Below are 25531 nucleotides of genomic sequence, written 5' to 3'. Positions count from 1 at the left end.
TCCTGCCTGAATAGAAATGTGATTAACGCAGCACCTGGCGCTTGTCCCAGGAGAGCCACTGCTGCAGGGCCAGCATGCCCCTGTCCAGGCCGCAGCCGATGAGGCCTATGGTGACCACGGCCACCATGATGCGGGCCAGGGAGGCCGAGCCGCCGCTCTGGAACTCATCCCACACGAACTTGCCGAGCCCGGGGTTCTGGGCCAGCATCTCGGCCGCGATCAGCACCATCCAGGCCACCCCGAGGGACAACCGCAGCCCGGTGAAGATCATGGGCAGGGCCGAGGGCAGCACTATGCGGCGCACATGGGTCAGGAAAGAGAGCCGCAACACCCGGCTGACGTTGTGCAGATCCCTGTCCAGCCCCGCCACCCCGACCGCCGTGTTGATCAGGGTCGGCCAGAGGGAGCAGAGGGTCACCGTCAGCGCCGAGGTGACGAAAGACTTGGCGAGCCAGGGCACAGAGCTGGTGTAGAGCGCGCTCACCACCAGGGTGATAAGCGGCAGCCAGGCCAGGGGCGACACGGGTTTGAGCAGCTGGATCACCGGATTGGCGGCGCGGTAGAGCCCCTGATTCATGCCGAGCAGCACGCCGCACGGAATGGCGATAAGGCTGGCCAGCCCGAAGCCGCACAGCACAGTGAGCAGGCTGGTGGCAATCTGATCGAAGAAGGTGGGGCGCCCGGTATAGGGGCGCAGCTTCACCTCGGCCGCCGGATCCGCCGCCAGCCGCTCGGCATTGCGCAGTTGCTGACGCTCGAGAAAGGCGTTCGCCTTCTCCCGCTCCTGCACATGCTCCTGCCCCAGGGACCAGAGCTGGCTGGCGGTCGCAAGCGGCCCCGGCAGGGTGCCCAGACTGGTCTGTACCTGACTCGCCCCCCACTGCCAGAGACCGAGGAACAGCAGCACGCCGAGCAGGGGCTGCACCATGACTTTCCAGTTGATGGCTTTCCAATTGATGAGTGGCCACTTGTGTCGTTTCATCGGAAACTCCTTGTTCATTGCACCCGCTCATCGCCCTTGAGGCCGATGGCAAACTGTTGCAGGTAGGCGTTGGGATGGCGTCCGTCGTAGATGAGGCCATCGATGAAACCATCCTGCGGGCCGCGATAGCCCTGCTCGCTGGCAAAATCGGGGAAGTCACTGGCCTTGAACTTGCCCTCTGCGATCAGCGCCTCGGCCGCTAGGCGGTAGACCTCGGGTTGATAGACGGCCCTGGCGACCTGCTCGAACCAGGCGTCCGGTTTGGCCGTCGGGATTTGGCCCCAGCGCCGCATCTGGGTCAGGTACCAGATGGCATCCGAGTAGTAGGGATAGGTGGCGTGGTGGCGGAAGAAGACGTTAAAGTCCGGCAGGCTGCGCTTGTCCCCTTTCCCGTACTCGAAGGTGCCCACCATGGAGTTGGCGATCACTCCCTCGTCGGCCCCCACGTACTCCGGCCGCGCCAGCAGCTTGGCCGCTTCGCGCCGGTTGCCGTTCTGCTCGGCATCCAGCCACCAGGCCGCCCGCAGCAGCGCCTTCACCAACCGTATGTGGGTATTGGGATGGCGCTCGGCCCACTGGCGGGTAACGCCGAACACCTTCTCCGGGTTGTTGCGCCAGATCTCGTAGTCGGTGATGACGGGCACCCCTATGCCCATGGCAACCGCCTGCTGGTTCCAGGGTTCTCCCACGCTGTAGCCCGCTATGGTGCCCGCCTCCAGGGTGGCGGGCATCTGGGGTGGCGGCGTGACTGACAGCAGTACGTCCGCCTGGCGCTGACCCGAGCTGTCGCCGAGGGCGGGGGCATAGAAGCCGGGGTTCAGCCCGCCGGCCGCCAGCCAGTATCTGAGCTCGTAGTTGTGGGGGGAGACGGGGAACACCATTCCCATGTTGAACGACTTGCCCGCCTGCCGGTATTGAGCCACCACGGGTTTGAGCGCAGCAGCGCTCACGGGAGCCGGTACCTGACCCGCCACCGCCTTGGGCAGGTGGGGTTGCATGGCGGCCCACACAGGGTTGGCGACCGTGATGGCGTTGCCGTTGAGATCCATGGCGAACGCAGTCACCAGCTCGGCCTGAGTGCCTATGCCGACATGGGCGGCCAGCGGCTGACCCGCCAGCATCTGGGCACCGTCCAGCTCGCCGTCGATCACCCGATCCAGCAGCACCTTCCAGTTCGCCTGGGCCTCCAGAGTGACGTAGAGCCCCTCATCCTCGAAATAACCGCGCTCATAGGCCACCGCCAGCGGTGCCATGTCGGTCAGCTTGATGAAGCCCAGTTTGAGCTCCTCCTGCTCGGGAGCCCCCACTGCCCCCACTGCCGCCAGCGTCGGCAGTGACAGCAGGGCCAGCAGCAGACCCGCACATCCTTGTCTCTTGTTCATTCGCCTTCCTCGCTCACATCACAGTCATGGGCGGCCACTCCCCTGCGCCGTTGCAGGGCTGCGACCAAAAAAAAAGCCTCACCGATCCGGGATCGGTGAGGCCTCTTTGCCCTGTTGCGAGTGACGGGCCCATGGGCACCATCACTCCTTGTATGTTGACTAATTCACTTTCCGTGCCAAATTGGCCAAGCCACAGAAACTGGCCCTATCCTGCCTCTTTCCTCCCTGTTTATCCCCTCGTTTGCCTCAATTAGGCGCAGTTGCACCAAAACGGTTGGCCACGGGGGCGCTCAGGCAGGCAGGGCCAGCAGCAGTTGCCGAGCCAGCTCCCCCAGGCTCAGGTGCCGGTTCATGGCAGTGCTGCGCATCAGGCGGTAGGCCTGCTCCTCGTCCAGCCCCTGATGACGCATCAGTCGCCCCTTGGCCTGCTCGACCAACCGCCGATCCACCAGCTGTTGGCGCAGTTCACTCTCGGTCTGCGCCAGCGCCTGCACCATGGCCAGCTGGCTGCGGGCCAGCCGCAGCCACTGCTCGACCGGCTCCCGCTCGCCACACGGGTGGGGCACCAGCAGCACCCCCTGCTGCAACAAGGTGACCTGGGGCTCGGGGCCGATCCGTTCGCAAAACAGCAGGCGTGGCAACCCGGGCCAGAGAGAGAGACCGAGTCGCACCTCGGCGCCAAACTGGCGACTGCTGATGAGCAGGGCATCCCCCTGCCCGTTCGGGCTCAGCAGTTGGCGACTGTCCAGGATCTGCGGCTGATGGCCGTAGTGGCTGACCAGCAGGGCCAGACGGTTGGCCTGACCCGGCTCATCGGCGTGGATCATCAGGCGGGAAGGGGGGCCGGCACGGCCCCCTGGGGGAAGAGTAGTCATGGCGCTCCTTGCCAACGGCTGTCGCAGCTTGTCTGTCGCTGCGTGTCCACCACAGATGACGCAACATGAAGGCCAACTATTTGAATCTACCCCCTTTTTATCTATCTGGAGGTAGTGGAGGTAGGTACTCAGGCCACCCGGTCCAGCGCCTGGTTCAGCAGGGCGTTCAGCTCGCTGCGCAGGCTCACCACCTCCCCCATGATCATCAGCACGGGACTCTGTCCGGCCAGTGTCACGGCAGCCTCTGCCAGCATGGCCAACCGGGTCTCATGAACCTGCTGCTGCGGGCTGCAACCGGCCACCACCAGCGCCACCGGCAGATCCGGCGAGGCACCGGCCGCCAGCAATCCCTGCCGGATCCGGGCCGCCCGCTCCAGCCCCATGTAAAACACCAGGGTGTGGCCGGCCCGTGTCAGCCCCTGCCAACCCTGATAGTCGCCCTCCTCCATCAGATGACCCGTCACCAGGGTCAGGGAGCGGGCCAGCCCCCTGTGGGTCAGGGGGATCAGGCAGCTGGCGGCGCAACCCAGCGCCGCCGTGATGCCGGGCACCAGCTCGGCGGCGATACCGTGGCGGGCCAGGTGCAGGGCCTCCTCCCCGCCCCGGCCAAACACCAGAGGATCCCCTCCCTTGAGCCGCACCACCCGCTTGCCGGTGCGGGCCAGCGCCAACAGCAGGGCGTTGATCTGATCCTGGCTCGGACTCGGCTCGCCGCAGCGCTTGCCCACATCGAAACGGGCCGCCCCCTTGGGAATGCGGGCCAGGATCTCGCTCCCCACCAGGCGGTCATAGATCACCACTTCCGCCGCCTCCAGCCGTTGCAGGGCGCGCAGGGTCAACAATTCGAGCGGGCCGGGACCGGCCCCTACCAGACTGATTTGGCTCATCAGAGACTCCTTGTGTTGCCGCTCACGTCCTCAGACGGAGGCGATAAAAACATGCTTGATCAACAGCTTGTCGATCTCTGGCAGACAGGTGCCGCAATTGCTGCCACAGCCGAGCAAGGCCTGCAGCCCCGCCAGCTCGCTCACCCCCTGCCGGGTGATGGCGTCGACGATGCGCTGCTCCGACACCCGCAGACAGGAGCAGACCAGTCGACTATCTCCGGCCAGGGCCGCGCTCAGGGTCTGGCTCAGGGCCCCCGCCTGCAAGGGCGTACCGAGCAGGCTGGCCAGCAGATCGACCTTGATGTCAGGGCGCCGCTCCCCCACCAGCAGCAGGCCGGCGATGCGATCCTGCGCCAGCGCAACCGCCAGCCAGCCCTGTTTGAGCGGCAACCGCAACCAGCGGCCCGCCGCTCCCAGCCGCTGCCACAGCGCCTGCGGCCCCTCCGACCAGGAAGCCAGCAGAGTGCAGTTGCCTTCGGGCAGGGGGCGCCTGGCCCACCAGTCCACCGCCTCCCCCCAGGGCTGCTGACCCAGCCAGAGCCCTTGCCAGCGGGTCGGCTGCGGCTCGACCATCACCCGCCCCTGCTTGAACATGGGCTGACCCGAGAGGGGATCCACCACGGCGGCGATGAGGCGGTTGACCGCCCCCTGGCTGCACTGGCTGTCGGTCCAGTGCATGGGCAGGAAAGCATCCCCCTCCCTCAATCCCTCATCCACCCCGACGAGTAGTCGCGCTTCACCGAGATCATTGCTCAATCGCACCAGATCCCCCTCGGCCAGCCCGAGCGCCAGCAGGCTGGCGGCGCCAACCCGCAGCTTGGGCCAGGGTTCGGCTTCCTGCAGGCGGGGCACGTGGCCGGTGCGAGTCATGGTGTGCCACTGATCCCGCAGCCGGCCCGTGTTAAGTAACAAAGAGCCGAGCGACAAGGAGTCGAGCCGCGAGGGGATGGCCCCCGCCGGCGCAGCAACAGCGACAGGTTCGGGGGGAAAGTGCTGGGCCAGCGGCAGCAGACGGGCCCGCCCATCCGGCGTGGAGAAGACCCCATCTTCGAACAGGCGGGCGCGGCCACTCGGCCAGGCGGCGTTGACCGGCCAGCTCAGGGGCTCCAGCGCCTCGAACTCGGCCCGACTGAGGCGGGCCAGCCCCGAGATGTCGAACTGGCGGGCCCCCTCGTTCTCAAACCCCGACAAGGCCGCGTGTTCGCTGAAGATGTCGTGCTCATCCTCATAGGCAAAGCCCTCGCCAAAGCCGAGCCGGCGGGCCAGCTGGGTCAGCGCCCACCAGTCAGGCTTGGCCTCCCCCGGCAGAGGCAGGAAGGCGCGCTGGCGGCTGATGGTGCGCTCGGAGTTGGTGACTGTGCCGCTCTTCTCCCCCCAAGCGGCGGCGGGCAGCAGCAGGTGGGCCAGCCGTGCCGTGTCCGTGTCCGCCGTCACCTCGGAGACCACCAGCAGCTCGCAGCGGGCCAGAGCGTCGCGCACCCGGTTGCCATCGGGCAGGGAGACAGCCGGGTTGGTGCCGAGCACCCAGAGGGCGCGTATCTCCCCCCGCGCCACCGCCTCGAACAAGGCCACTGCCTTGTGACCCGGCCCGCTCACCATGGTCGGGCTCTGCCAGAAGCGCTGCACCCGGTCGCGCTCGACCTCGCCAAAGCCCATGTGGGCCGCCAGCTGGGTTGCCAGCCCGCCCACCTCACGCCCGCCCATGGCATTCGGCTGCCCCGTCATGGAGAAGGGGGCTGCCCCCGGCTTGCCGATGCGCCCGCACAGCAAGTGGGCGTTGATGATGGCGTTGGCCTTGTCCACCCCCTGATTGGACTGGTTGATCCCCTGACAAAAGAGGGTGACTGTCCTGGGGGTGCGGGCAAACAGCTGATAGAAGCCGAGCAGATCCCCTGGCGCCAGATCGCAGCTTCGAGCCACAGCCTCCAGCTGCCAGACCGGGTCGTCCAGCGCCGCAGCCAGCTCGGCAAAGCCGCTCACATGGCGTGCCACGTAATCCTTGTCCCAGCCATCGTGATCGAGCAGATAGCGGCAGAGGCCATTCCACAGCGCCACATCACTGCCGGGCTTGAGGGCCAGATGCAGATCCCCCTGCTCCGCCGTCATGGTACGACGGGGATCCAGCACCACCAGCTTGAGCTCTGGCCGCCGCGCCCGAGCCTGTTGCAGGCGGCGAAACAGCACAGGGTGGGTCCAGGCGGTATTGGCCCCCGTGATCACCACCAGATCCGCGAGCTCGAGATCCTCGTAGCAGGCGGGCACCAGATCCTCGCCGAAGGCGCGCTGATGAGCCACCACCGCCGATGACATGCAGAGCCGGGAGTTGGTGTCCACGTTGGCACTGCCCAGATAGCCCTTCATCAACTTGTTGGCGACGTAGTAATCCTCGGTAGTGAGCTGCCCCGAGAGGTAGATGCCGATGGCCGCAGGCCCGGATTCGGCCAATATGGCGGTAAAACGGCTGGCCAGGATATCGAGCGCCTGGTCCCAGCCGATGCGCTGCCCCTGCCAGCGCGGATAGAGCAGGCGGTCGGGGAAATCCAGACTCTCCAGCAGACTGGCCCCCTTGACGCAGAGGGCCCCCGCGTTGGCCGGATGCTGTTCATCCCCCTTCAGCTGCCAGCTCGCGCCCTCCCGGCTCAGCCGGATGCCGCACCCTACTCCACAATAGGCACAGGTGGTGTTCATTCCCTCGCTCCTTGTCGCCAGGCAGCCCGTCCAGTCGCGGGTCGCCTCCTTGCCGTGGCCCACAAAAAAGGCGTCCGCCCCTGATGGGGACGGACGCCTTTGTCCAGATAAGCCGAGATCATCTTGTCATAACAGACAACTGCAAACCCTGCGCCAAGATGTCAGCCCCAGTGCCACTGCGACCACCCAGGCAAGGTTGCGCCGGGACAGTGCAGCTGCCCCCTTGTTGGGCCCCGCCAGGCAAGATGCAGGAGCCCTCCTGCAGGCATCGGCACGCATTCCATGGGCAAAGTACGAGCCAGGGGTATAATACGGCCGCCACAGAGGAGAGAGAGATGAAAGAGTCGGATTACGGCTGTGAGGGACAAACCAATCCACAGTCACCAACAGAGGACACATCCCCGTATTGCTGCATCGGACTGGTCAATCCCAAGTCACCGGAGAACGTGGGCGCCGTGATGCGTGCCGCCGGTTGCTACGGGGCGGACGAGGTCTACTACACGGGCAACCGCTTCGAGCTGGCACGCCGTTTTGCTACCGATACCAAGCAGATGGTGGACAAGATCCCCCTGCTCGGGGTCGAGGCGCTGCTGGACTTTGTGCCGACCGGCTGCACCCCTGTGCTGGTGGATCTGATCGAGGGGGCCACCTCGTTGCCGGATTATGTCCATCCTGAACGTGCCTTCTACATCTTCGGCCCCGAGGATGGCACCCTGGATCCCGCCCGCTTCGCGGCAGTGAAGGAGGTGATCTATGTCCCGACCCAGGGCTGCATGAACCTGGCCGCCTCGGTCAATGTGATCCTCTATGACCGGCTGGCCAAGCGCCTGAGGGCCAAGGGATAATAAGCATCTGGTCTATGTGACTACACAGCAAGGCTGCATGAACCTGGCGCCTCGATCAACGTTATCCTCTACAACCAGTTGGCGAAGGGATAACCTCAGTCCTGAGCCGTGGCGCTGTGACGAACAGTCAAACCGTAATGGAAAATGTGCTGTTCATTGGCAAGTTGTCAGAATTGGCGGCCGCGGGAGCTTCTTGACGCTTGTTGGTCGGCTCCTCTTTCTTGGCGGCTTCCGCCTGCAGGCGAGCAATTTCCGCCATGATCAGTTCCAGTTGTTGTTGCAGGACTTTGATCTGCTCTTGCTGTGCTTTCGCTGATTGGGGATCCGCTGCCGCGCTCTCATCTTTCTTGTCTGTGAGCGCTTTTATCTGTTCCCTAATCTTTGCCGATTTTGCTTCTAATTGAGCAATTCTGCTTTGAGGGTCGCCAGATGCACGGCTGCCAATAGAAGCTGTATCGCTGCGGCCGATAGCGGCTGATGGAAGGGGCACTTGCATGTTATCTCCCTGGATTTTCGATGGATTTGTCTTTCTATCGACCAGAGAATGAGTTACTTCACTCCTTTTCCCTCTATAGTTGCATCAGTTACCGCTTGGCTCGACTCTTTGTTCCAACTCCTTGATAAAACCGCGATAGTAATCATGGAGTTGATAACGGCGATAGATATCGGCCAGGGTGCCACTGCGGATCAGGCGCACCATGCCCTGATCCCAGAGTTGCTGCAGGCGGGCCCCCCGCTCGGTATCGGCAAAGATGGGGTAGGTCGGGATCCAGCGCAGGAAGGTACGATTCATGTTGGCGGGAATGGAGTCGGCTGAATAGAGCACACCGGCGGTCAGGTAGTAGCGGTAACGCTCCTTGGTCAGCAGTTGCAACGCCATGTCGTGGCTGTCAATCTCGTGCCAGCGCATGGAGACCGGGATGTACTTGTCGAAGGCCCAGCCCCGCAGCCACAGCACCCCCTGCCCTTTCAGACTGTTTTCACCCAGCCACTGAGGTTGCCACTTCTTGAGCATCAGCACAGTCAGATCGTCGGCAGAGGCGGGATAATCCGGCTGGCGTACGCCGTTGACCTCGTCCCGATAGACCCCCATCGCCATGTCGCCCCCCTTCTGTGCTACCACCGCCAGCGCCCGCTTGTAGGGCACTATGTGCGGGACGACCTCATAGCCATGGGGCTGATAGATGGCGCCGACGATATCCAGATAGATGCCCCGCCCATCGGGCTGGCAGAAAGCGGGCCAGTCATCGCAATAGACATGCAAAGGGTCGGCCCTGCCAGGCAAGCAGAACAAGAGAAACAGCAACGAAATCAGCAGACGAACCATGGTTCACAATTTCCTCGGTGGCGATGCGCTCATCGGGCGGATCAGCCTGCGCGATGAGTACACCAAAGCCATACCACATGATATGGGGATCTCGAACCGAATCACCTCTTTTTCCCTGTTTTGCGAGCGAGTCGAGGGTTATTGCCCTCTGAATGGGTATTATTGGCAATAAGATTCATTAGTAACCCAACCATAGGGGAGCCTTCATATGCCATCCATCAAAACCCTGCTCTGCCCCGTCGATTTTTCCCAGATGTCCCAGCCAGTGCTCGACTATGCCGTGTTCATGGCACAGAGCCATCAGGCAGAGCTCAAGCTGATCCATGTGGTGGATCAATTGCATGGTTTCGACAGCTACAAAATCCTGCACATGACCGCCATCGAGATCACCCACGAAATGGAACGCCAGGCCAAGACCCAGTTGAAAGAGCTGGTTGCCACCCTGCCCATTGCGGCCAGCTTCGAAGTACGCTTCGGCCGCGCCGCCGACGAAATCGTCATTCAGGCAAAAGAGGACAAGATTGATCTCGTGGTCATGGGCAGCCATGGCCGTTCCGGCCTCAGCCACCTGTTGGTGGGCAGTGTCGCCGAGTCAGTGGTGCGCCACGCACCCTGCCCTGTGCTGGTTGTCCGCTAACCCTTCCATCGCCAATCAACGAACTAAGGCCAGCACTCTGCTGGCCTTATCTCTTTCAGAAACGCGCTCAACCGTGGGCGTAGATGACGCTGCCACCCTTGATGGTGTCTATGATGGCTCTGGACAGCTCCTTGGGCAGCGCAGGGCAGCCCCAACTGCGACCCAGCTTGTCATATTTGCGCAGATGCTGCGGGCTGGCATAGCTGGCCCCGTGCACCACAATTGCCCGCTTGCGGGCATTGCAGTTCTTGCCCGGGCTCAGGCCATCGAGACGCAGTGAATAGCCGTGCTTTCCCTGATAGGTCTCGGCGGTGCGATAGACACCGAGGGAACTCTGCCTGGAATTCAGCTGATTGGAAAACTGGCGAGCGGCCAGCTCACCTGAATTGCGACCATGGCTGACCCAGGTGTGGTAGAGCAACTTGTGGCGTTTCACGTCGATCACGAACAGTCGGCGCTGGGTCGAGGGCTTGGTGTAATCGATGATGGTGAGGATGGGTTTGCGCTTGTGGTGCACGCTCTGGTAACTGTCGATGGCCTTGCGAAACACCTGCTTGTCGAGCTTGCCTGCCAACCCAAGCTGACGATAGAGATCCTGATCCCAACTGGCGTGGCTGCTGGCACTGAAAAAAATAGCTCCGAACAGGAGCGGCAAGCTCAACCAGAGCGTACCAAATCGCGTTATCCAATCTGTTTGCTTCATCCTTGAATCTGCTCCCGTTTTTGTTGGTAGCGCAGTGTGCAAAATATCGCCACAGCCTGCTGGATAGTTATATGCAAGCCCCTGATGGGGCGCAAGAAAAAAGCACAAAAATGCCGACCATGGTCGGCATCATGCAATGCGTTCTGGCTGTGCTATCAGGCGCGGATCAGATAGTCCGCCAATCCTACCCATTTGTAGCTGGTCAGCTCGGTCAACCCCATGGGGCCGCGGGCATGCAGCATCTGGGTCGACACCGCTACCTCGGCACCCAGACCAAACTGGCCACCGTCAGTGAAACGGGTGGAGGCGTTGACGTAGACAGCAGCCGAACCTGCGCCGTTCACGAAACGCTCCGCATTGGCGAGATCATTGGTGAGGATGGCATCGGAGTGACCGGCATTGTGCTCGCGCATGTGGGCCAGCGCTTCGTTCACGTCCACCACCAGCTTGATCCCCAGGGTCAACCCCAGCCACTCGGTATCGAAGTCTTCTGGGCCTGCTTCGCACAGGTTGTCGGCACCAGCCAGCAGTGACATGGCGTTGGGAGCGGCCACCAGGGTCACCTGGCGCTCGTTCATCAGGCGGACCAGCTGCGGCAAGAAGCTCGCCGCAATTTTTTCATGCACCAGAAGGGTATCGAGGGCATTGCAGGCCGAGGGGCGCTGCACCTTGGCATTTTCGATGACCGCCAATGAGCGCACCGGATCGGCACTCTCGTCCACGAAGACATGGCTGATGCCAAAACCACCGATGATGACGGGGATGGAGCTGTTCTCCTTGCACATCTTGTGCAACCCGGCGCCGCCACGGGGGATGATCATGTCCACATAGCGATCGAGACGCAGCAGCTCGCCCACCAGCGCCCGATCCGGATTGTCGATGTACTGTACCGCTTCGGCAGGCAAGCCGGACGCAGCCAGCGCGGCCTGGATCACCCGCACCAGTTCCAGATTGGAGTGGAAAGTCTCGCGACCGCCACGCAGTATGCTGGCATTGCCTGTCTTGAGGCAGAGACTGGCGATATCTATGGTCACATTGGGGCGCGCCTCGTAGATGACGCCGATGACGCCGATGGGTACCCGACGGCGGGAGAGGCGCAGGCCGTTTTCCAGCACCCGGCAATCTATCTCGGCACCAACCGGATCATCCAGGGTGATCACCTTGCGCACATCGGCAACTATCCCGGCAAGGCGTGCCGGGTTGAGCAGCAAGCGATCCAGCATGGCCTCGGAGAGGCCTGCCTCGCGGCCCGCCGCAATATCTTTCTCGTTGGCAGCCAGGATCTGGCTGCTGCGTGCTTCCAGCTCGTCGGCAATGGCAGCCAGCGCCCGGTTTTTCTGCGCCGTACTGATGGTCGCCAGCTGATAGGCGGCTTCACGGGCCGCCTGCCCCATTTTTTCCAGACTCATAACCTAATCCCTTTGTCTCTCGACTCTGGGTACCACCCTGGAGCAGTACCATATCGTCTCTGCGAATGGACCATTTATCCCGTTCTATCAAACGGCCTTAGAGCAGTACCATATCATCTCTGTGAATGGCCACGGCCCCATAGCCGTAACCCAATACCTGCTCGATGCTGTCCGAATGCACGCCGCGCAGCTTGTTGAGCTCGACGTGATCATAGCGACAGATGCCCCGCGCCAGCTCGACGCCTTTGGGGTCGAGAATGCGCACCACGTCGCCCCGGACGAAGTCGCCCTTCACGGAGACGATCCCCTTGGGCAGCAGGCTGGAGCCTTTGTCCTGCATGGCGGCAACAGCGCCTTGATCGACCTGGACTTCACCGTGCGGGGGCGGGCCGGCCAAAATCCAGCTCTTGCGTCCCTCCAGCGGGGAAGCGAGCGCCGGGAACAGGGTTCCGATACGCTCACTTCTGGCGAGACGACCTATCACTTCGGGCATCTGGCCGGTAGCGATCACCACCTTGACCCCGGCACGGCGCGCCACGTCGGCCGCCTGCAGCTTGGTTGCCATGCCGCCAGTGCCTAGCCCACCGACACTGCCACCCGCCAACTTGCGCAGCGTGTCGTCTATGGTCTGCACCTCTTCTATCAATTGTGCATCAGGGTTGCTGCGCGGATCGGCGGTGAACAAGCCTGTCTGGTCGGTCAGCAGGATCAGCAGATCGGCATCAGCCAGGATGGCGGCACGAGCCGAGAGGTTGTCGTTGTCTCCCACCTTGATCTCGGCGGTTGCCACGGCGTCGTTCTCGTTGATGACGGGAATGATGCGATGATCGAGCAGGGTTCGCAGCGTATCGCGAGCGTTGAGGTAACGCTCCCTGTCCTCCAGATCGGCGCGGGTCAGCAACATCTGACCGATATGCAGCCCATAGAGATTGAACAAGTCCTGCCATACCCGGATGAGCTGGGTCTGGCCTACCGCCGCCAGCATCTGCTTGTTGGGCAGAGTCGGCGCCAGCGGAGGGTGGCCCAGATGTTCACGCCCGGCGGCAATGGCCCCCGAGGTGACCACCACGACTCTATGGCCGTGACGATGCAAGGCGGCACACTGTCTGACCAGCTCCACCATGTGGGCACGGTTAAGCTGGGAAGATCCCCCTGTGAGCACGCTGGTGCCCAGTTTGACGACTATGGTTCTGTTTTCCATGGGAGCAAGAAGGCTGAAAAATTAGGAATCCCTTTATACCCACGGCCCTGTTGCCCTGCAAGGCAATTAAGCCCGCGAGCTGTACTCGGATAAAGGAAGGGGCCAGGCAGGCTTGTCTTGCAACGAAATAAGCCAAGACTCAGGAGAGAGTGTGAGTGGAGGAAAGCAGGGTGGAAAGATGGCCCTGCGAGTGAATGGACAACTCGCAGGGCACAAGATCATCAGGCGGCGGTGACCGCCAGCTCGTTGGTCACCTGCTCGGCAGGGGAAAGCTGGCACTCCAGCAAGGTGAGCTTGTCACTGATGAGCTTGTAGAAGCGGTTGAGGGTTCGCTCGACTTCTGCCTGGTGCTTCTTGGGCAGCGGCTTGTTGATCCACTCCCCTTCTGCATTGTAGAAACCGACCTGATAGTGATAGCTGAAGCTGCGGTCCTGCTGTTCCAGCACCAGCCACCAGCCCCAGAACTCCCGCTTGTCCGGTGCCGGCTTGGCACTGACACAGACGGAAAGACAGTCGAAACGGTAACGGCCCTCTTCACACAGGTCCTCACGTAAATAGGGGCCGATCGCGGCAAACTGCCTCAGCAGTCGCTTGTAGGTCACTCTTTCTGACATGTTAACCTCCCTGTTGAACAAGCCACATCACCTGGGTGACGTTATGTTTTTAGCGCTAAATCATGTGCATAGGTGTTTTTTAAGCCAGTCGATCATCTCTTTCAACGCCTCGTCATACACCTCCAGCAAGGGTTGTTTGTCGAACACCACCGCCTTGCCATTGTGGCTGGCGGCTGCCAACGCCCGTACATCTTGCTCGGGGCAAATAAAATCCTTCTTGTGTCCGATACTTAATATCGGCACGGAAGTGCGAGTCCCCAGTAATCCTTGCGTCTTGAGTGAAAATACCTGGCACTTGGTGCGCAGCAAGTCCCACTGAGCCGCATCGGCCCCAAGGCGGTTCGCCAGTCCGTCGCGCATCATGCGCGGGCAGCGGGCAAACATCTCCTGATTGGTGAACACCTGATTGACGCCGGCACCGATGCAGACGACGGTTCTGAGTTTGAACGGTTCGATGAAGGCCAGCCGTGCCGCCACATTGCCCGCCAGACGAAAGCCCACCATGGCGATGCGCTGATGATCGACCCAGGCAACCTCGGAAAGATGGTTCAACACTGCCTGATGCAGGCGACTGGTGTCCTGCACCAGCGGCCAGTGTTCGGCATAGCCGATGCCCGGCATATCCAGCGACAACATGCCGATGCCGTTGGGTTCCAGATACTTGAGGTAAAGGCTGAGGAAATCGACCTGCAAGGAGTCTATGCCACCGCTGACGATGACCAGAGGCACGGGTTTGTCGATGGTCGGCAGATGCAGATAGCCCTGAATGCTCTTGCCACGAAATGGCACCTGTATCTCTTTGAGGGGGACCTTGAACAGACGGCCAGCCTCGCGGTAAGCCATGTTGCAAAGCAGCTGAGCCTGATCGGCCAGCTCGTCATTCTTGAGATGGGGATAGCTGGCGATGGAGTAGTAGCGTACCGCCTTGAGCAGATCTTTGAGGGCTGGCGCCGAGTCACCTTGCTCCGCGAGTGCCCGCCCCTGCTTGAAGTAACTGCCAGCCAGCAGACTCCACTCGTAGATCCAGTTTCCGGGCACATATCCCTTGATGGTATCCAGGTAACGCTCGTGGGTGCGCTCACCCTTTCCCATGGCGATGCAAGCCAGGGTCTGTTCCACTTCGACCGGATCCGCCCCCTGCCAGGCCCAGGTGGGTCGGCGAAGCAGACGATACCAGTGTGACGACATGGAGCCGTCGATAAAGGTCTCGTCCAGATTGGCATCTTGCTCTTCCACTGGGCTGCTGTTGGAGATTTCAGACGTCTCCAGCACCTTCTTTACCCGGGTGAAAAGCTTTTCGGTCAGATTAAGGTCATCATTCAAGTCCAAATCAATTACTCATACTGTCAGGCAGTGGTCCCATCTTAACCACTTTTCACGCTAGGCAGCCAGTTACACCACAAAAAAACAGGGCTCCGGATGGGAGCCCTGTATGGTGATTACTCTTCGTCGCAGATTGGATGGGCGAATTCCAGCGCCATATCCCATGGCTGCTCAATCCAGGTGTCTTGCGGAATGGCGACCTCGAAATCATCCACCAGCGGCTCACCCATCGGCTTGGCGAAGATGGTGATGAACTTGGCTTTGGGATAGAGATCGCGGATTGCCTTGGCAGTGCCACCGGTATCCACCAGATCGTCCACCACCAGCCAGCCTTCACCATCACCTGCGGTGGTGGCAGCCTTCACCACCACCAGATCACGCTGGTTGTTGTGGTCATAGCTGGAGATGCACAGGGTTTCGACATTACGGATGCCAAGTTCGCGAGCCATCAGCGCGGCGGGCACCAGACCACCACGGCTAACCGCTATGATCCCTTTCCACTGGCTGACAGGCAGTTGACGACGGGCCAGACGGCGCGCTTCACGTTGCAGGTTATCCCATGAGACGTAGAATTTTTTCGGCATGTTATCGATCTCGAAGAGTTATATAAAACAATTACTTAAAAAATAATCGCCTCGCGTTCACGCGCGGCTGAGTCAATGCTGGCGCCTCTGTCTCCCGAATTCGGCTTGCACGTTGGCTGCCTCAGGGCTGGAACCTCGGCAGCAAAAACGGATTCAATGAAAGCGGGATGGGCATAGCTGGCGGCCATGTCGTTTTGAGGAAAGACCCCAGACAGGCTGTTGGGCCGGAATGATAGCACCGTTTGCGGATAAATTGACTGGCAAACGTATGCGAAATACAGGAAAAAAACTGCGTCATCCCGCTCGCGCCATCCGGCTTTGGCCTGCCACACGCGCTGCATAAACAGACGCTGGCGCCAATTGCAGATAAAAAAATAGCAGGGGGAGGATAGATTCCTCGCTCACCTGCTGCTGCATCTTGCGTGTTGCCCCTGTGGGGCACCCCTGGCTTAGCGGTAAGCGAAGGGATTCGGGTAGCTATAACCCTGGGTATAAAGTGATTGGGCAAACCAATAGGTTGAATTGCTGCCAGACATAGTAAAACTCCTGATTGCTTAACAAGTTACGTACCTTTAATGCGGGCTCAAATCCTTGAACAGATACTCGGTTCCATGGAGGCGCACTTGCTTTGCTTCGGTTCCCTGGAGGCACTCCTCGTCATCCTGACGGGTGGCGAACCACGGTCACTAATTTACCAGTCGGCGCCACAAACACAATGTTTTTGTGATGTATGTCACATAATTTCTTTTGTGCTGGGTCTGGTCACTCACACATCGGCTGCACGCTGTGAAGCGCCAGATTGTCAGCACAAGTCGCCCGCAATTTGCGCTGTTCGCTCACATTTTTGTGTGATTGACTGTATTATCGTTACCCTCTTCCCCGGCCCGTTGATGGGGCCCAATCATTTTCCTTGCTGGTAAGGAGTCCCGACGTGGCACAGCTTAGTTCTCTCTCTCCCAAACTGATTTGGCATTTCTTCGAGCAGATCTGCTCCATTCCCCACCCTTCCAAGCACGAAGCCCGCTTAAGCGCCTGGATAATGCAGTGGGCCCAAGAGGAAGGTCTGGCGGTCAAGCAAGATGCTGTGGGCAACATCATCATCAAAAAGCCGGCCACCCCCGGGATGGAGAACCGCAAGGGTGTGGTGCTGCAAGCCCATATCGACATGGTGCCTCAGGCCAACGCCGACACCCGGCATGATTTCACCCAAGATCCCATCGATGCCTATATAGACGGTGACTGGGTGACGGCACGCGGTACTACCCTCGGTGCCGACAACGGCATGGGCATGGCCGGCTGCCTGGCCGTGCTGGCCGACAAGAGCCTCAAGCACGGTCCGCTGGAAGTGCTGCTGACCACGGACGAAGAGACCGGCATGACTGGCGCATTCGGACTGGAAGCAGGCTGGCTGGAAGGCGAAATTCTGCTCAATACCGACTCGGAAGAGGATGGCGAGGTCTACATGGGTTGCGCCGGTGGCGTGGATGCCAATATTCGCTTCCCGCTGGAGCTGGTAGCCACTACCGAAGGTGAAGGGTTTGAATTGCAGGTGAAGGGGCTGCGTGGCGGTCACTCCGGCGTTGACATCCACCGCGGTCGTGGCAACGCCAACAAGCTGCTGGTACGCCTGCTCAAGGCTGCAGAGCCACTGGGGGTGCGTCTGGCCGAGATCCACGGCGGCACCCTGCGCAACGCCATTCCGCGCGAAGCCCGTGCCAGGCTGCTGGTGCCCACTGCTCACGTCAATGAATTCAAGGCCCTGGTCGATCGCTACGCCGGTATCTACCAGAGCGAACTGACCGCCACCGAAGCCAACCTGACAGTGCTGCTCACGGCTCAAGACAAACCGGCCAGACTGATGAGCGAGACCCTGCAGGCCCGTCTGCTGGACGCCCTGATGGCCTGCCCGAACGGCGTTATCCGCATGAGCGATGCCATCCCGGGCGTCACCGAGACCTCCACCAACCTCGGCGTCATCAAGACGCTCGAAGGTGAAGTCTATGTGCAGTGCCTGATCCGCTCCCTCATCGACTCCGGTCGCGAGAGCGTCGAACAGATGACTCGCTCCCTGTTCAATCTGGCCGGTGCCAGCTGTGAATTTACCGGTGCTTATCCTGGCTGGGCGCCGGATGTGGACTCCCCCGTCATGGCACTGGTACGCAACAGCTACCAGACCCTGTTCGGCGAGATGCCCAACGTCATGGTTATCCACGCTGGCCTGGAGTGTGGCCTGTTCAAGAGCGCCTACCCGGACTGGGACATGGTCTCCTTCGGCCCGACCATTCGTGGCGCCCACTCACCGGACGAGAAGGTACATATCCCGGCCGTCGAGCGCTTCTGGCAGCTGCTGGTCCATGTGCTGGAACAGATCCCGGCCAAGTAAGCCTGCCGATTCATCCGCGGGGATCGACATCTGATCTTCCGCAGAACAGGTTGAGCCCGCTGCCCCCTATGATTCATACCCCGCCCAGTGCGGGGTATTTTTTGCAACCGTCACCTGCAGAGTCGCATCAGCACACTCCCGAGGAGTCGGATCGGAGCATCTACAGCCCCCCCTTCTTTGATCCACCCGCCCTTCATCTGTTTGAGCATCCCAATACCGCCATCCTGCTATGCAGGTCTCTGAAACCGTCTCCATGAACAGAACTGGGTTTGAAAACCTTTTCCATGATTTATGTAACTTTACCACTCAAAAAGTTGATCCATATCACATAAGGCCATAGGATCAAATTGTGACTCAGGTCACAAACAACAATTAGATAACAGAGCGATGAGGTGAATATATGTTTGAGAACCTGGCAGTATTGTTCCACCTTAAGGGTGCAACCAGCAAAAAAGGCGCCGTAGAGAAAGACACCTACGCCCCGTCAACCCGTGAGTACTACTTCCGTTACGGTGCCTGATGCATCAAGGAAGCACATTAAAAGTAGTAAAATTACACACATTATAATCCGTACAACAGCCACCCCTTGTCGGGGCCGCTGTCCTGCCCTGGCCAGATGTTCCACGGCCAAACCTGAACTCCAACCATGAAGATGGGGCCCACAGGCCCCATTTTTTTATTGCTTCTCTTCCCTGCCCTCTGGCTGTGACGCCAGCAGCGACATCACACCGCCTTTCCCAACGGCACCACCTCAGCCACCGGCAAGGGGGGGTGGCATGCCACCTCATGGGCATCCCCATCACAAATCTGCAGGCTCGGTGCCGTATTGCGGCACAGATCCGTGGCATGGGGGCAGCGTTGATGAAAGTGGCAGCCGCTGGGCGGCGATATGGGAGAAGGTACATCGCCGGTCAGCAGGATGCGCTGGTTGCGACGGCGCGGATCCGGTACCGGAATGGCCGAGATCAGCGCCTGGGTATAGGGATGGCGAGGGGACAGGTAGAGGGTTTGCGCATCCGCCAGCTCGACAATCCTTCCTAAATACATGACGGCAATGCGATCCGAGATGTGTTTCACCACCGACAGGTCGTGGGCGATGAAGATGATGGCGAGGTTCATCTCCCGCTGCAGGTTGAGCAGCAGGTTGACGATTTGGGACTGCACCGACACATCGAGGGCCGATACGGCCTCGTCGCACACCAGCAGCTTGGGCTTGAGGGCGATGGCGCGGGCGATGCCGATGCGCTGGCGCTGGCCGCCGGAGAACTCGTGGGGGTAGCGATCCACCGCACTTTTCGGCAAACCGACCTTGTCCAGCAGCGCCAATACCCATTCTCGCCGCTGCTGGCTGTCGCCCTTGCCGTGGATGATGAAGGGCTCTTCCAGGATCTGGCCCACCGTATGGCGGCTATTGAGGGATTCTGCAGGATCCTGAAACACCATCTGCATCTCCTGGCGCAGGGAACGCATCTCTCTGGTCGAGAGCTTGGTGATATCCCGCCCCTCGAAACTGATGGTGCCGGCAGTCGGCTCGAACAGCTTGAGCAGGGAACGACCCAGGGTGGACTTGCCACAACCAGACTCCCCTACCAGCCCAAGCGTCTCCCCCTGTTTCAGATCGAAACTGATGCCATCCACCGCATAAACGGTGTAGTGCTTGCGCAAAAAGCCACCGCCCAGCCGGAAGTGCTGTTTCAAATCCCGCACGGATAAAAGCGTGTTCATACGGCCAGCTCCTTCCAATGGTGACAGGCAACCCCATGGCGGGGATTGAGCTGTTCAGTCGCCGGAATGGCGATCACACAGAGCTCGGTGGCGTGTGGACAGCGATTGGAAAAACGACACCCGGCCGGCATCTCGTGCAGGGCGGGCACCTGACCCTTGATGGTCTTTAGCAGGCTCTTGGGCACATCTTCCAGCCGAGGGATTGAGCTCATCAAACCATGAGTATAGGGATGGCGCGGACTGTCAAACAGCTCAAAGACATCGGCCTGCTCCACCGCCCGGCCGGCGTACATCACCACCACCTCGTCGCAGAGCTCCGCCACCACACCAAGGTCGTGAGTGATGAAGATGATGGCCATGCCCGTCTGGGCCTGCAGCTCTTTCATCAGCTCCAGGATCTGGGCCTGGATGGTCACATCAAGCGCCGTGGTCGGCTCGTCACAGATGAGCAGGTCCGGCTCGCAAGAGAGCGCCATGGCAATCATCACCCGCTGGCGCATACCACCCGACAGATTGTGAGGGTAGACGGCAAAGCGCTGGGTTGGCTCAGGTATTCCCACTTGTTGCAGCATGGCGATAGCCGCTTCCTTGCGCTGGACCTTGCTGTACTCCGGCCTGTGGAGGCGAAACACCTCCATCAGCTGATCACCCACCGTCTGCACCGGGTTTAGCGCCGTCATCGGCTCCTGAAAGATCATCGAAATACGGTTGCCGCGAACCTTGTACATCTGATCCGGCGCCAGGGTGAGCAACTCCTCTCCCTGAAAGCGGATGGAACCCGCCACCACCTGACCATGGGGCTTGGGCAAGAGCCCCATGATGGCGAGGGAGGTGACGCTCTTGCCGCAACCGGACTCGCCGACTATCCCCAGAGTCTGGCCCGGGGCCACAGAGAAGCTGACCCCATCGAGTACTTTTATTTTGCCGTCGTCGACGGCGAACTCCACCTCGAGATCGCTTACCTCGAGGATGGGAGCCTGTATGGTTGGCATAACAGCCGCTCCCTTCTCAATGGCATCAATGATGTGCATAGGTCTTGTCGAGCAGGTTGATGGGCGCCAGCGCCTCTCCTGCCTCCTTGGCTTTCAGGGTCTCTTCCTTCACCTTGGGATCGAGCCAGAGCAGGCCGCCGCTGCTGTGGGGGTAGCCATCCATGGGCCAGTAGAGCAGATCCGGGGTATTTCTGGTGGCAGGCACCTCGGGCAGCATCACATGGCGCCAGCTGCTGGCCCGCACATAGTTGAGCTGCACCCCGGGCACGAAAATGGCGAGATCATAGATGCGCTGCTGGATCTGACGGGAAATCCCGGCCCGCTTGGCCATGTCGAACTCTATGTTGTAAGCGTCGATCAGAGTGTCGAGCTCCTTGTCAGCCACGTTGAACAAGTTGTTGGTCTGGGGCTTGTTGGCGTTGGCCGAGTGGAAGGATTCCCAATACTGGGGATAGAGACCACCGCCGCCCCAACCGAGCCAGGCTGCCTCGTGTTTCTTCTCCAGCATCACCTTGAAGCCGGTGGCGCCATCCACCAGATTGAGCTCCAGATCCAGGCCCGCCTTCTTGGCTTCCTCTTTGAGCACAGTCAGTCTCTTGGAATGCTCCTGGGTGGTGTAGGTGAGCGCCAGGGTCAGCCGCTCGCCCTTGTCGTTTTGCAAGATGCCGTCCGGCCCCTGCTTACCATAGCCGCCCTTGGCGAAGTACTCCCGTGCCTTGGTGATATCATAAGCCCGGCTTGGCAGTGACATGTCGGTAAAGTCACCGAAACCCGAGCCGAAAGTGGTCGCCCTGTCATAATCGCCACGCAGTACCGTCTCGATCATCTTGTCGAGGTTCATGGCATGCTGAATGCCAAGGCGCACATTCACGTCCGACAGTTTGGGGTTACTGACATTGAGGTGTACCCCCTGCCCCCCCTGCTTGGTATCGGTCATGGCCATCACCTTTTGCACGTACCCCTTTTTGTACTCTGGGGTGACCGCTTTTTCATGCCACCAGTTGGGCAGGATCATCTCGAAGGTATCGAGCTCCCCCTTCAGAAAGTGGCGAAACGCTATGTTGTGATCCCGGATCACCTGCACCTTGATGGTGTCGATATTAAATCTGTGCTGGTTGAAACGATCGTCTTTGGCCCACCAGTCTTGCTGCTTGCTGAAGGTGATGGACTTGCCCTTCTTGACCTCGCTCATCACATAGGGACCCGTGGTCGGGACCACGGCCCAGTTGTACTGCTTCACCCAGTTGGGCGTGAGCTTGTAGTAATGCTTGGGCTGAGGCCACAGCTCAGTGGTGTTGAGCAGGTCCAGCTTGGCCTTGCGGCTGCCCGCCTTGACCAGAATGGTGTGGGCATCAATTTTGTCTACCGCCACCACTTCCGTGGTGTAGTAGTTGTTGAACCAAGGCCCTTTGATGTGTTTGGAGCGCATCATCTCGTAGCCGAAGGTGTAGTCATCGGCGGTAACCGGCTTGCCATCGGACCACTTGGCACGCGGATCCAGCTTGAAATAGACGGTCTGGCTGTCTGGTGCTATGGCCCAATGAGTCGCCAGCGATGGTATGGGATTGCCGGTATTGGGGTGAAAACTGATGAGTCGCAGCTGGTTATCCAGAATATAGGAGCGGAACGAACCATTGGAGTCCGGCCCCACGGTGCGAAACGTCAGGGGAAAGCTGTCGACAAACATGGTGATGGCACCACCGGGCAGCGCCTTGGGAGACGCGAATGTCGGGTCAGTATCATTGGTCTCCCACTTGAGATCTGCGGGCAGACTGGCGGCCCAACCCCAGGATCCGTTCACCAGTAGAAAAAGAGCACCTATCCATTTGATTTTATTGTTCATGTTTGACTTCCAAGTCTAGCCCCTGCACTGGGGGTCTTGATTGATAACGGGTTTATCCCTTGCTCCCGGGTCCGCCTGTGGTGGCAGCCCGCCCTTCATTAATTACTGTTCGTAGCCAACGTATACCAACGCGATGTGGCGCCGACTTCGTCACTGATAACGGGTAAATTTGCGCGGGTCAAACGCCTCGCGGATCGCCTCGCCAATAAAGGAGACCATGATCAGCACCAGACTCACCGCCGCCACCACTGAGCTCACGATCCAGATGGCATCCAGATTGTTGATGCCCTGGGAGAGCAATTCACCCCAGCTTGGGGTCGGTGGCGCCAGGCCAAAGCCCAGATAATCCAGCGCCGTCAGGGTGGAAATGTTGCCCACCACGGCAAACGGCGCCAGGGTGACGATCATCATCAGGGTATTGGGCAGTATGTGGTTGAAGATGATGCGTTTGGTGGTGGCCCCCTGGGCCCGCGCCGCCATCACATAGTCTCGCGCCCGCTCCTTGTAGGTGAGGGTACGCATGTACCAGGTGATCCCCATCCAGCCAAACAGCACGTTGATGCCGACAAAGAGGCCGAAGTTGGGCTTGGCCAGCGACACCAGGATCATGATGACGTAGAGAAACGGCACCTGGGACCAGATCTCGATAAAGCGTTGCAGGATGAGGTCAAAGCGCCCGCCGAGGAACCCCATCATGCAGCCTATGGTGACCCCTATGGCATAACTGGCCGCCAGCGCGATAAAGGCAAAGCCGATGGCGATGCGAAAGCCGTAGACCAGCCGCGCCAGCACGTCGCGACCGCTGGTGTCGGTGCCGAGGAAGTGGCGCTCAGCCATGCTCGGAGCATAGGGCGGGTAGGCATCCTCCTTGAAATCCTGCTCGTAGGGGTTCCAGGGTACCGGCGGCAACAGCACCCAGTCGCCCTGGCCCTCTGCGCCAAACTTGGCCTTGAGCTGGCGGTAATTGGTCTCGTACTCGTAATCGAGCCCGAAGTGCTGGCCTGGGATCACATCGCCATAGGTGGGGAAGTGCAGCTGGCCCTGATAGCTCACCATCAGTGCCCGGCTGTTGACCAGCAGCTCCGCCAGCAGGGAGAGCAGCACCAGCATGGTGAAGATGACAAAGGAGTAGTAGCCGCGCTTGATCGACTTGAAGCGCTTGAGTTTTTTCAGCGTAACCGGGTTGAGATTCATGGTTATTCTCCAAACCGCACGCGGGGGTCAACAAGGGCCACACAGATATCGGAAACGACATGGCGTGATATCAGCATCGGCATGACAAGAGAGTTCTGATTCATGTTCACTCTCCAAACCGCACGCGGGGGTCAACAAGGGCCACACAGATATCGGAAACGACATGGCGTGATATCAGCATCGGCATGACAAGAGAGTTCTGGTTCACGTTCACTCTCCAAACCGCACGCGGGGGTCAACAAAAGCGACACAGATATCGGAAACGATATTGCCCACCAGCATCAACATGGAGGTGATGGCCAGAATGCCCATGACGGTGGGGTAATCCCGCTCGACGATCGCCTCGTAGCCAAGCAGGCCTATACCGTCGATGTTGAAAATGGTCTCGATGAGGAAGGAGCCGCCGAAGAAAACAGTGAGCACAGACCCCAAGTGACTTGCGATGGGGATCAGGCTGTTGCGCATGGCGTGGTCGGTGACCGCTTTGCGAAACGGCAACCCCTTGGCCACGGCGGTACGCACATAATCCGCCGACAGATTCTCCATCAGGCTGTTTTTCATGGTCATGGTCAGGATGGCGAAATCCCCGATGGCGTAGGCGATGAGCGGCAGAAGGGCATGGGCAAAGACGGTGCGGACCTGATCCCAGCTGCTCTCCATGTATTCAAAGTCGTCCCCCGGAAAACCGCCCATGGGCAGCCACTCCAGATGGAAGGCGAACACTGTGATGAGGAAGATCCCCACCACATAAGCGGGCAGTGCATAGGCCATGTAAATGAGCATTGAGCTTAAAGAGTCAAAGCGGCTGTTATGCCTGAGGGCTTTGGCAACCCCGAGCGGTATTGATACCGCATAACTGAGCAGAAAGGTCGCCAACCCGAAAAAGGCCGTCACGGGAAGCTTGTCCTTTATCAGACCCCATACTGGCTCGTAGTAGCGGGTCGACTCCCCCAGATCCAGCACAGCCAGCTTCTGCAGCCACTCCCAATAAGCGACCAGCATGGGCTTGTCCAGCCCGTAAAATGCCTTCAACTCCTCGATCTGTTCATCGGAGAGCGCCTGAGCCCCCTTGCTACCACTGGATCGCCCGGTCTCATTCTGTGAGACCTGAGCCTGCAACAGCATGCGTTCGACCGGGCCGCCCGGCACGAAACGGGTGATGGAGAAGACGAGCAGGGTGATACCGAGAAACGTCGGGATGATCAAAAGCATCCGACGTAAGAAATACGACAGCATGGTGAAACCTCGTCCTTGTTGTTCTTGTGTGGCTAGTCAATTCCGATGACCTGCCTGTCCTTCCTGGCATTACTCACTGGATAGTCTGTTTATTGGCAGACAATCCGCTCGGTCACTGTAAAAGCTCTGCAACAAAAATCAAGTACAAGAAAGGGTAAAACCGATGGAAATGGCCACTTGGTGTAAAAGCCGCAAGAAAATGACGTTTTTTATTTAAAAAAGAAAAATCAAAACAAAACGCTGGCTATCAATTAAATTTTAAAAACAATAAACAGTTGTTTAACTGCTATTAAAGAAAAGCCAACCACATGAATTTAAATGGCTTTATCTTCCAGTCTGCCGAACTGAAAACGATGTCAACACAACACCTCTATATTGTTCTACGGGTAACTACCAATGGCATCTATCGCCACGAAAACAGTGTTTCCTCCTTTTTTTTCTCATTTTCACAAAACAAGATACAAACAGACATCAGCATTAATAATAAGTTCATCACTTTTTAGTTAGGCGACACAAAAGGCATTTAACAAAATTTTCACATTGCTTTGAATGTTATTCATAGGATTATTCACTAAGAAAACGCCACAAAAATAACACACTCCTCTTATTGCACTCAGCTTGCACTTGGCGCTCTGCTTTTCCCCTGCTCCATTGACGTCACCAGCCAAAGATTGATAAGCCTTACGCATCGCTCCAACGAG

The 25531-nt window shown here is 59.6% G+C and carries 21 protein-coding genes; 3 read left to right on the top strand and 18 right to left on the bottom strand.

Annotation, left to right across the window (positions count from 1 at the left end; genetic code table 11):
• Nucleotides 1–22 precede the first annotated feature (22 nt).
• The 5 genes from GWQ27_RS20560 to GWQ27_RS20540 all read right to left on the bottom strand — a co-directional run bounded on the left by GWQ27_RS20560 (nucleotide 23) and on the right by GWQ27_RS20540 (nucleotide 6814).
• Nucleotides 23–982 (bottom strand): ABC transporter permease, encoded by a 960-nt coding sequence (locus tag GWQ27_RS20560; RefSeq protein ID WP_275908209.1) that lies wholly within the window; start codon nucleotides 980–982, stop codon nucleotides 23–25.
• Nucleotides 983–996: 14 nt separating this feature from the next.
• Nucleotides 997–2364: a CmpA/NrtA family ABC transporter substrate-binding protein gene (locus GWQ27_RS20555; RefSeq protein WP_275908208.1), complete on the bottom strand. Its 1368-nt coding sequence runs from the start codon at nucleotides 2362–2364 to the stop codon at nucleotides 997–999.
• 290 nt (nucleotides 2365–2654) lie between these two features.
• Nucleotides 2655–3239 carry an ANTAR domain-containing protein gene (locus GWQ27_RS20550; RefSeq protein WP_058393688.1) on the bottom strand — a complete coding sequence of 195 codons (585 nt, stop codon included), beginning with the start codon at nucleotides 3237–3239 and terminating at the stop codon, nucleotides 2655–2657.
• Nucleotides 3240–3367: 128 nt separating this feature from the next.
• The gene (cobA, locus tag GWQ27_RS20545) at nucleotides 3368–4126 is read right to left on the bottom strand and encodes a uroporphyrinogen-III C-methyltransferase (RefSeq protein WP_059111354.1); all 759 of its coding nucleotides are present in this window, start codon (nucleotides 4124–4126) and stop codon (nucleotides 3368–3370) included.
• Between the two features lie 30 nt (nucleotides 4127–4156).
• The gene (locus GWQ27_RS20540; protein WP_275908207.1) at nucleotides 4157–6814 is read right to left on the bottom strand and encodes a nitrate reductase; all 2658 of its coding nucleotides are present in this window, start codon (nucleotides 6812–6814) and stop codon (nucleotides 4157–4159) included.
• Nucleotides 6815–7149: 335 nt separating this feature from the next.
• Between GWQ27_RS20540 and GWQ27_RS20535 the strand changes: the two genes are divergently transcribed.
• Entirely contained in the window at nucleotides 7150–7659 is a 510-nt protein-coding gene (locus GWQ27_RS20535) for an RNA methyltransferase (protein ID WP_125598117.1), read from the top strand.
• A 127-nt stretch (nucleotides 7660–7786) separates the two neighbouring features.
• Here GWQ27_RS20535 and GWQ27_RS20530 read toward each other — a convergent pair whose 3' ends face one another.
• Together GWQ27_RS20530 and GWQ27_RS20525 are read right to left on the bottom strand one after the other, a co-directional pair.
• Nucleotides 7787–8155: a FlxA-like family protein gene (locus GWQ27_RS20530; RefSeq protein ID WP_005317835.1), complete on the bottom strand. Its 369-nt coding sequence runs from the start codon at nucleotides 8153–8155 to the stop codon at nucleotides 7787–7789.
• A gap of 84 nt (nucleotides 8156–8239) precedes the next feature.
• Nucleotides 8240–8986 (bottom strand): hypothetical protein, encoded by a 747-nt coding sequence (locus tag GWQ27_RS20525; RefSeq protein WP_275908206.1) that lies wholly within the window; start codon nucleotides 8984–8986, stop codon nucleotides 8240–8242.
• A 208-nt stretch (nucleotides 8987–9194) separates the two neighbouring features.
• Here GWQ27_RS20525 and GWQ27_RS20520 point away from each other — a divergent pair, with 208 nt between their 5' ends.
• Nucleotides 9195–9623 (top strand): universal stress protein, encoded by a 429-nt coding sequence (locus GWQ27_RS20520; protein WP_275908205.1) that lies wholly within the window; start codon nucleotides 9195–9197, stop codon nucleotides 9621–9623.
• Between the two features lie 67 nt (nucleotides 9624–9690).
• On the opposite strand, the gene GWQ27_RS20515 is transcribed toward GWQ27_RS20520, so the two are convergent.
• The 6 genes from GWQ27_RS20515 to gpt form a co-directional block, all read right to left on the bottom strand.
• Nucleotides 9691–10326, bottom strand: a complete 636-nt coding sequence (locus GWQ27_RS20515; RefSeq protein ID WP_275908204.1) for a murein L,D-transpeptidase catalytic domain family protein — start codon at nucleotides 10324–10326, stop codon at nucleotides 9691–9693.
• Between the two features lie 155 nt (nucleotides 10327–10481).
• A complete protein-coding gene (locus GWQ27_RS20510) occupies nucleotides 10482–11735 on the bottom strand; it encodes a glutamate-5-semialdehyde dehydrogenase (RefSeq protein ID WP_275908203.1) in 1254 nt (417 codons plus the stop codon).
• Between the two features lie 97 nt (nucleotides 11736–11832).
• Complete coding sequence (proB, locus tag GWQ27_RS20505) at nucleotides 11833–12936, bottom strand: glutamate 5-kinase (RefSeq protein WP_021139788.1); 1104 nt, start codon at nucleotides 12934–12936, stop codon at nucleotides 11833–11835.
• Between the two features lie 221 nt (nucleotides 12937–13157).
• Complete coding sequence (gene crl, locus GWQ27_RS20500) at nucleotides 13158–13550, bottom strand: sigma factor-binding protein Crl (RefSeq protein ID WP_059111349.1); 393 nt, start codon at nucleotides 13548–13550, stop codon at nucleotides 13158–13160.
• Between the two features lie 60 nt (nucleotides 13551–13610).
• A complete protein-coding gene (frsA, locus tag GWQ27_RS20495) occupies nucleotides 13611–14879 on the bottom strand; it encodes an esterase FrsA (protein WP_275908202.1) in 1269 nt (422 codons plus the stop codon).
• Nucleotides 14880–14989: 110 nt separating this feature from the next.
• Nucleotides 14990–15457, bottom strand: a complete 468-nt coding sequence (gene gpt / locus GWQ27_RS20490; protein ID WP_005317860.1) for a xanthine phosphoribosyltransferase — start codon at nucleotides 15455–15457, stop codon at nucleotides 14990–14992.
• Between the two features lie 931 nt (nucleotides 15458–16388).
• On the opposite strand from gpt, the gene GWQ27_RS20485 reads away from it, so the two are divergent.
• Nucleotides 16389–17840 (top strand): aminoacyl-histidine dipeptidase, encoded by a 1452-nt coding sequence (locus tag GWQ27_RS20485; RefSeq protein ID WP_275908201.1) that lies wholly within the window; start codon nucleotides 16389–16391, stop codon nucleotides 17838–17840.
• Nucleotides 17841–18563: 723 nt separating this feature from the next.
• Here GWQ27_RS20485 and GWQ27_RS20480 read toward each other — a convergent pair.
• From GWQ27_RS20480 to GWQ27_RS20460, 5 genes are all read right to left on the bottom strand, one after another.
• Nucleotides 18564–19565, bottom strand: coding sequence for a dipeptide ABC transporter ATP-binding protein (locus GWQ27_RS20480; RefSeq protein ID WP_275908200.1), 1002 nt, complete (start codon nucleotides 19563–19565; stop codon nucleotides 18564–18566).
• The gene (locus GWQ27_RS20475; RefSeq protein WP_275908199.1) at nucleotides 19562–20557 is read right to left on the bottom strand and encodes an ABC transporter ATP-binding protein; all 996 of its coding nucleotides are present in this window, start codon (nucleotides 20555–20557) and stop codon (nucleotides 19562–19564) included. Before GWQ27_RS20475 ends, GWQ27_RS20480 begins: the two co-directional genes overlap by 4 nt.
• A gap of 25 nt (nucleotides 20558–20582) precedes the next feature.
• On the bottom strand, nucleotides 20583–22400 hold the full coding sequence (locus GWQ27_RS20470) for an extracellular solute-binding protein (protein WP_275908198.1): 1818 nt from the start codon (nucleotides 22398–22400) through the stop codon (nucleotides 20583–20585).
• A 150-nt stretch (nucleotides 22401–22550) separates the two neighbouring features.
• Entirely contained in the window at nucleotides 22551–23594 is a 1044-nt protein-coding gene (locus tag GWQ27_RS20465) for an ABC transporter permease subunit (protein ID WP_275908197.1), read from the bottom strand.
• Between the two features lie 210 nt (nucleotides 23595–23804).
• Nucleotides 23805–24830 (bottom strand): ABC transporter permease subunit, encoded by a 1026-nt coding sequence (locus GWQ27_RS20460; RefSeq protein WP_345893577.1) that lies wholly within the window; start codon nucleotides 24828–24830, stop codon nucleotides 23805–23807.
• Between the last annotated feature and the right edge of the window lie 701 nt (nucleotides 24831–25531).

It is taken from the genome of Aeromonas sp. 5HA1, assembly GCF_029237245.1.
Lineage (GTDB): Bacteria > Pseudomonadota > Gammaproteobacteria > Enterobacterales > Aeromonadaceae > Aeromonas > Aeromonas salmonicida.
Note: the sequence above shows the minus strand (reverse complement) of the source record. Positions and strands in the feature narration are given on the sequence as shown.

Excerpts from the sequence above, each read along its gene's own strand:
- GWQ27_RS20560 (WP_275908209.1), bottom strand. The coding sequence starts at position 982 with ATGAAACGACACAAGTGGCCACTCATCAATTGGAAAGCCATCAACTGG.
- GWQ27_RS20555 (WP_275908208.1), bottom strand. The coding sequence starts at position 2,364 with ATGAACAAGAGACAAGGATGTGCGGGTCTGCTGCTGGCCCTGCTGTCA.
- GWQ27_RS20550 (WP_058393688.1), bottom strand. The coding sequence starts at position 3,239 with ATGACTACTCTTCCCCCAGGGGGCCGTGCCGGCCCCCCTTCCCGCCTG.
- cobA (WP_059111354.1), bottom strand. The coding sequence starts at position 4,126 with ATGAGCCAAATCAGTCTGGTAGGGGCCGGTCCCGGCCCGCTCGAATTG.
- GWQ27_RS20540 (WP_275908207.1), bottom strand. The coding sequence starts at position 6,814 with ATGAACACCACCTGTGCCTATTGTGGAGTAGGGTGCGGCATCCGGCTG.
- GWQ27_RS20535 (WP_125598117.1), top strand. The coding sequence starts at position 7,150 with ATGAAAGAGTCGGATTACGGCTGTGAGGGACAAACCAATCCACAGTCA.
- GWQ27_RS20530 (WP_005317835.1), bottom strand. The coding sequence starts at position 8,155 with ATGCAAGTGCCCCTTCCATCAGCCGCTATCGGCCGCAGCGATACAGCT.
- GWQ27_RS20525 (WP_275908206.1), bottom strand. The coding sequence starts at position 8,986 with ATGGTTCGTCTGCTGATTTCGTTGCTGTTTCTCTTGTTCTGCTTGCCT.
- GWQ27_RS20520 (WP_275908205.1), top strand. The coding sequence starts at position 9,195 with ATGCCATCCATCAAAACCCTGCTCTGCCCCGTCGATTTTTCCCAGATG.
- GWQ27_RS20515 (WP_275908204.1), bottom strand. The coding sequence starts at position 10,326 with ATGAAGCAAACAGATTGGATAACGCGATTTGGTACGCTCTGGTTGAGC.
- GWQ27_RS20510 (WP_275908203.1), bottom strand. The coding sequence starts at position 11,735 with ATGAGTCTGGAAAAAATGGGGCAGGCGGCCCGTGAAGCCGCCTATCAG.
- proB (WP_021139788.1), bottom strand. The coding sequence starts at position 12,936 with ATGGAAAACAGAACCATAGTCGTCAAACTGGGCACCAGCGTGCTCACA.
- crl (WP_059111349.1), bottom strand. The coding sequence starts at position 13,550 with ATGTCAGAAAGAGTGACCTACAAGCGACTGCTGAGGCAGTTTGCCGCG.
- gpt (WP_005317860.1), bottom strand. The coding sequence starts at position 15,457 with ATGCCGAAAAAATTCTACGTCTCATGGGATAACCTGCAACGTGAAGCG.
- GWQ27_RS20480 (WP_275908200.1), bottom strand. The coding sequence starts at position 19,565 with ATGAACACGCTTTTATCCGTGCGGGATTTGAAACAGCACTTCCGGCTG.
- GWQ27_RS20475 (WP_275908199.1), bottom strand. The coding sequence starts at position 20,557 with ATGCCAACCATACAGGCTCCCATCCTCGAGGTAAGCGATCTCGAGGTG.
- GWQ27_RS20470 (WP_275908198.1), bottom strand. The coding sequence starts at position 22,400 with ATGAACAATAAAATCAAATGGATAGGTGCTCTTTTTCTACTGGTGAAC.
- GWQ27_RS20465 (WP_275908197.1), bottom strand. The coding sequence starts at position 23,594 with ATGAATCTCAACCCGGTTACGCTGAAAAAACTCAAGCGCTTCAAGTCG.
- GWQ27_RS20460 (WP_345893577.1), bottom strand. The coding sequence starts at position 24,830 with ATGCTGTCGTATTTCTTACGTCGGATGCTTTTGATCATCCCGACGTTT.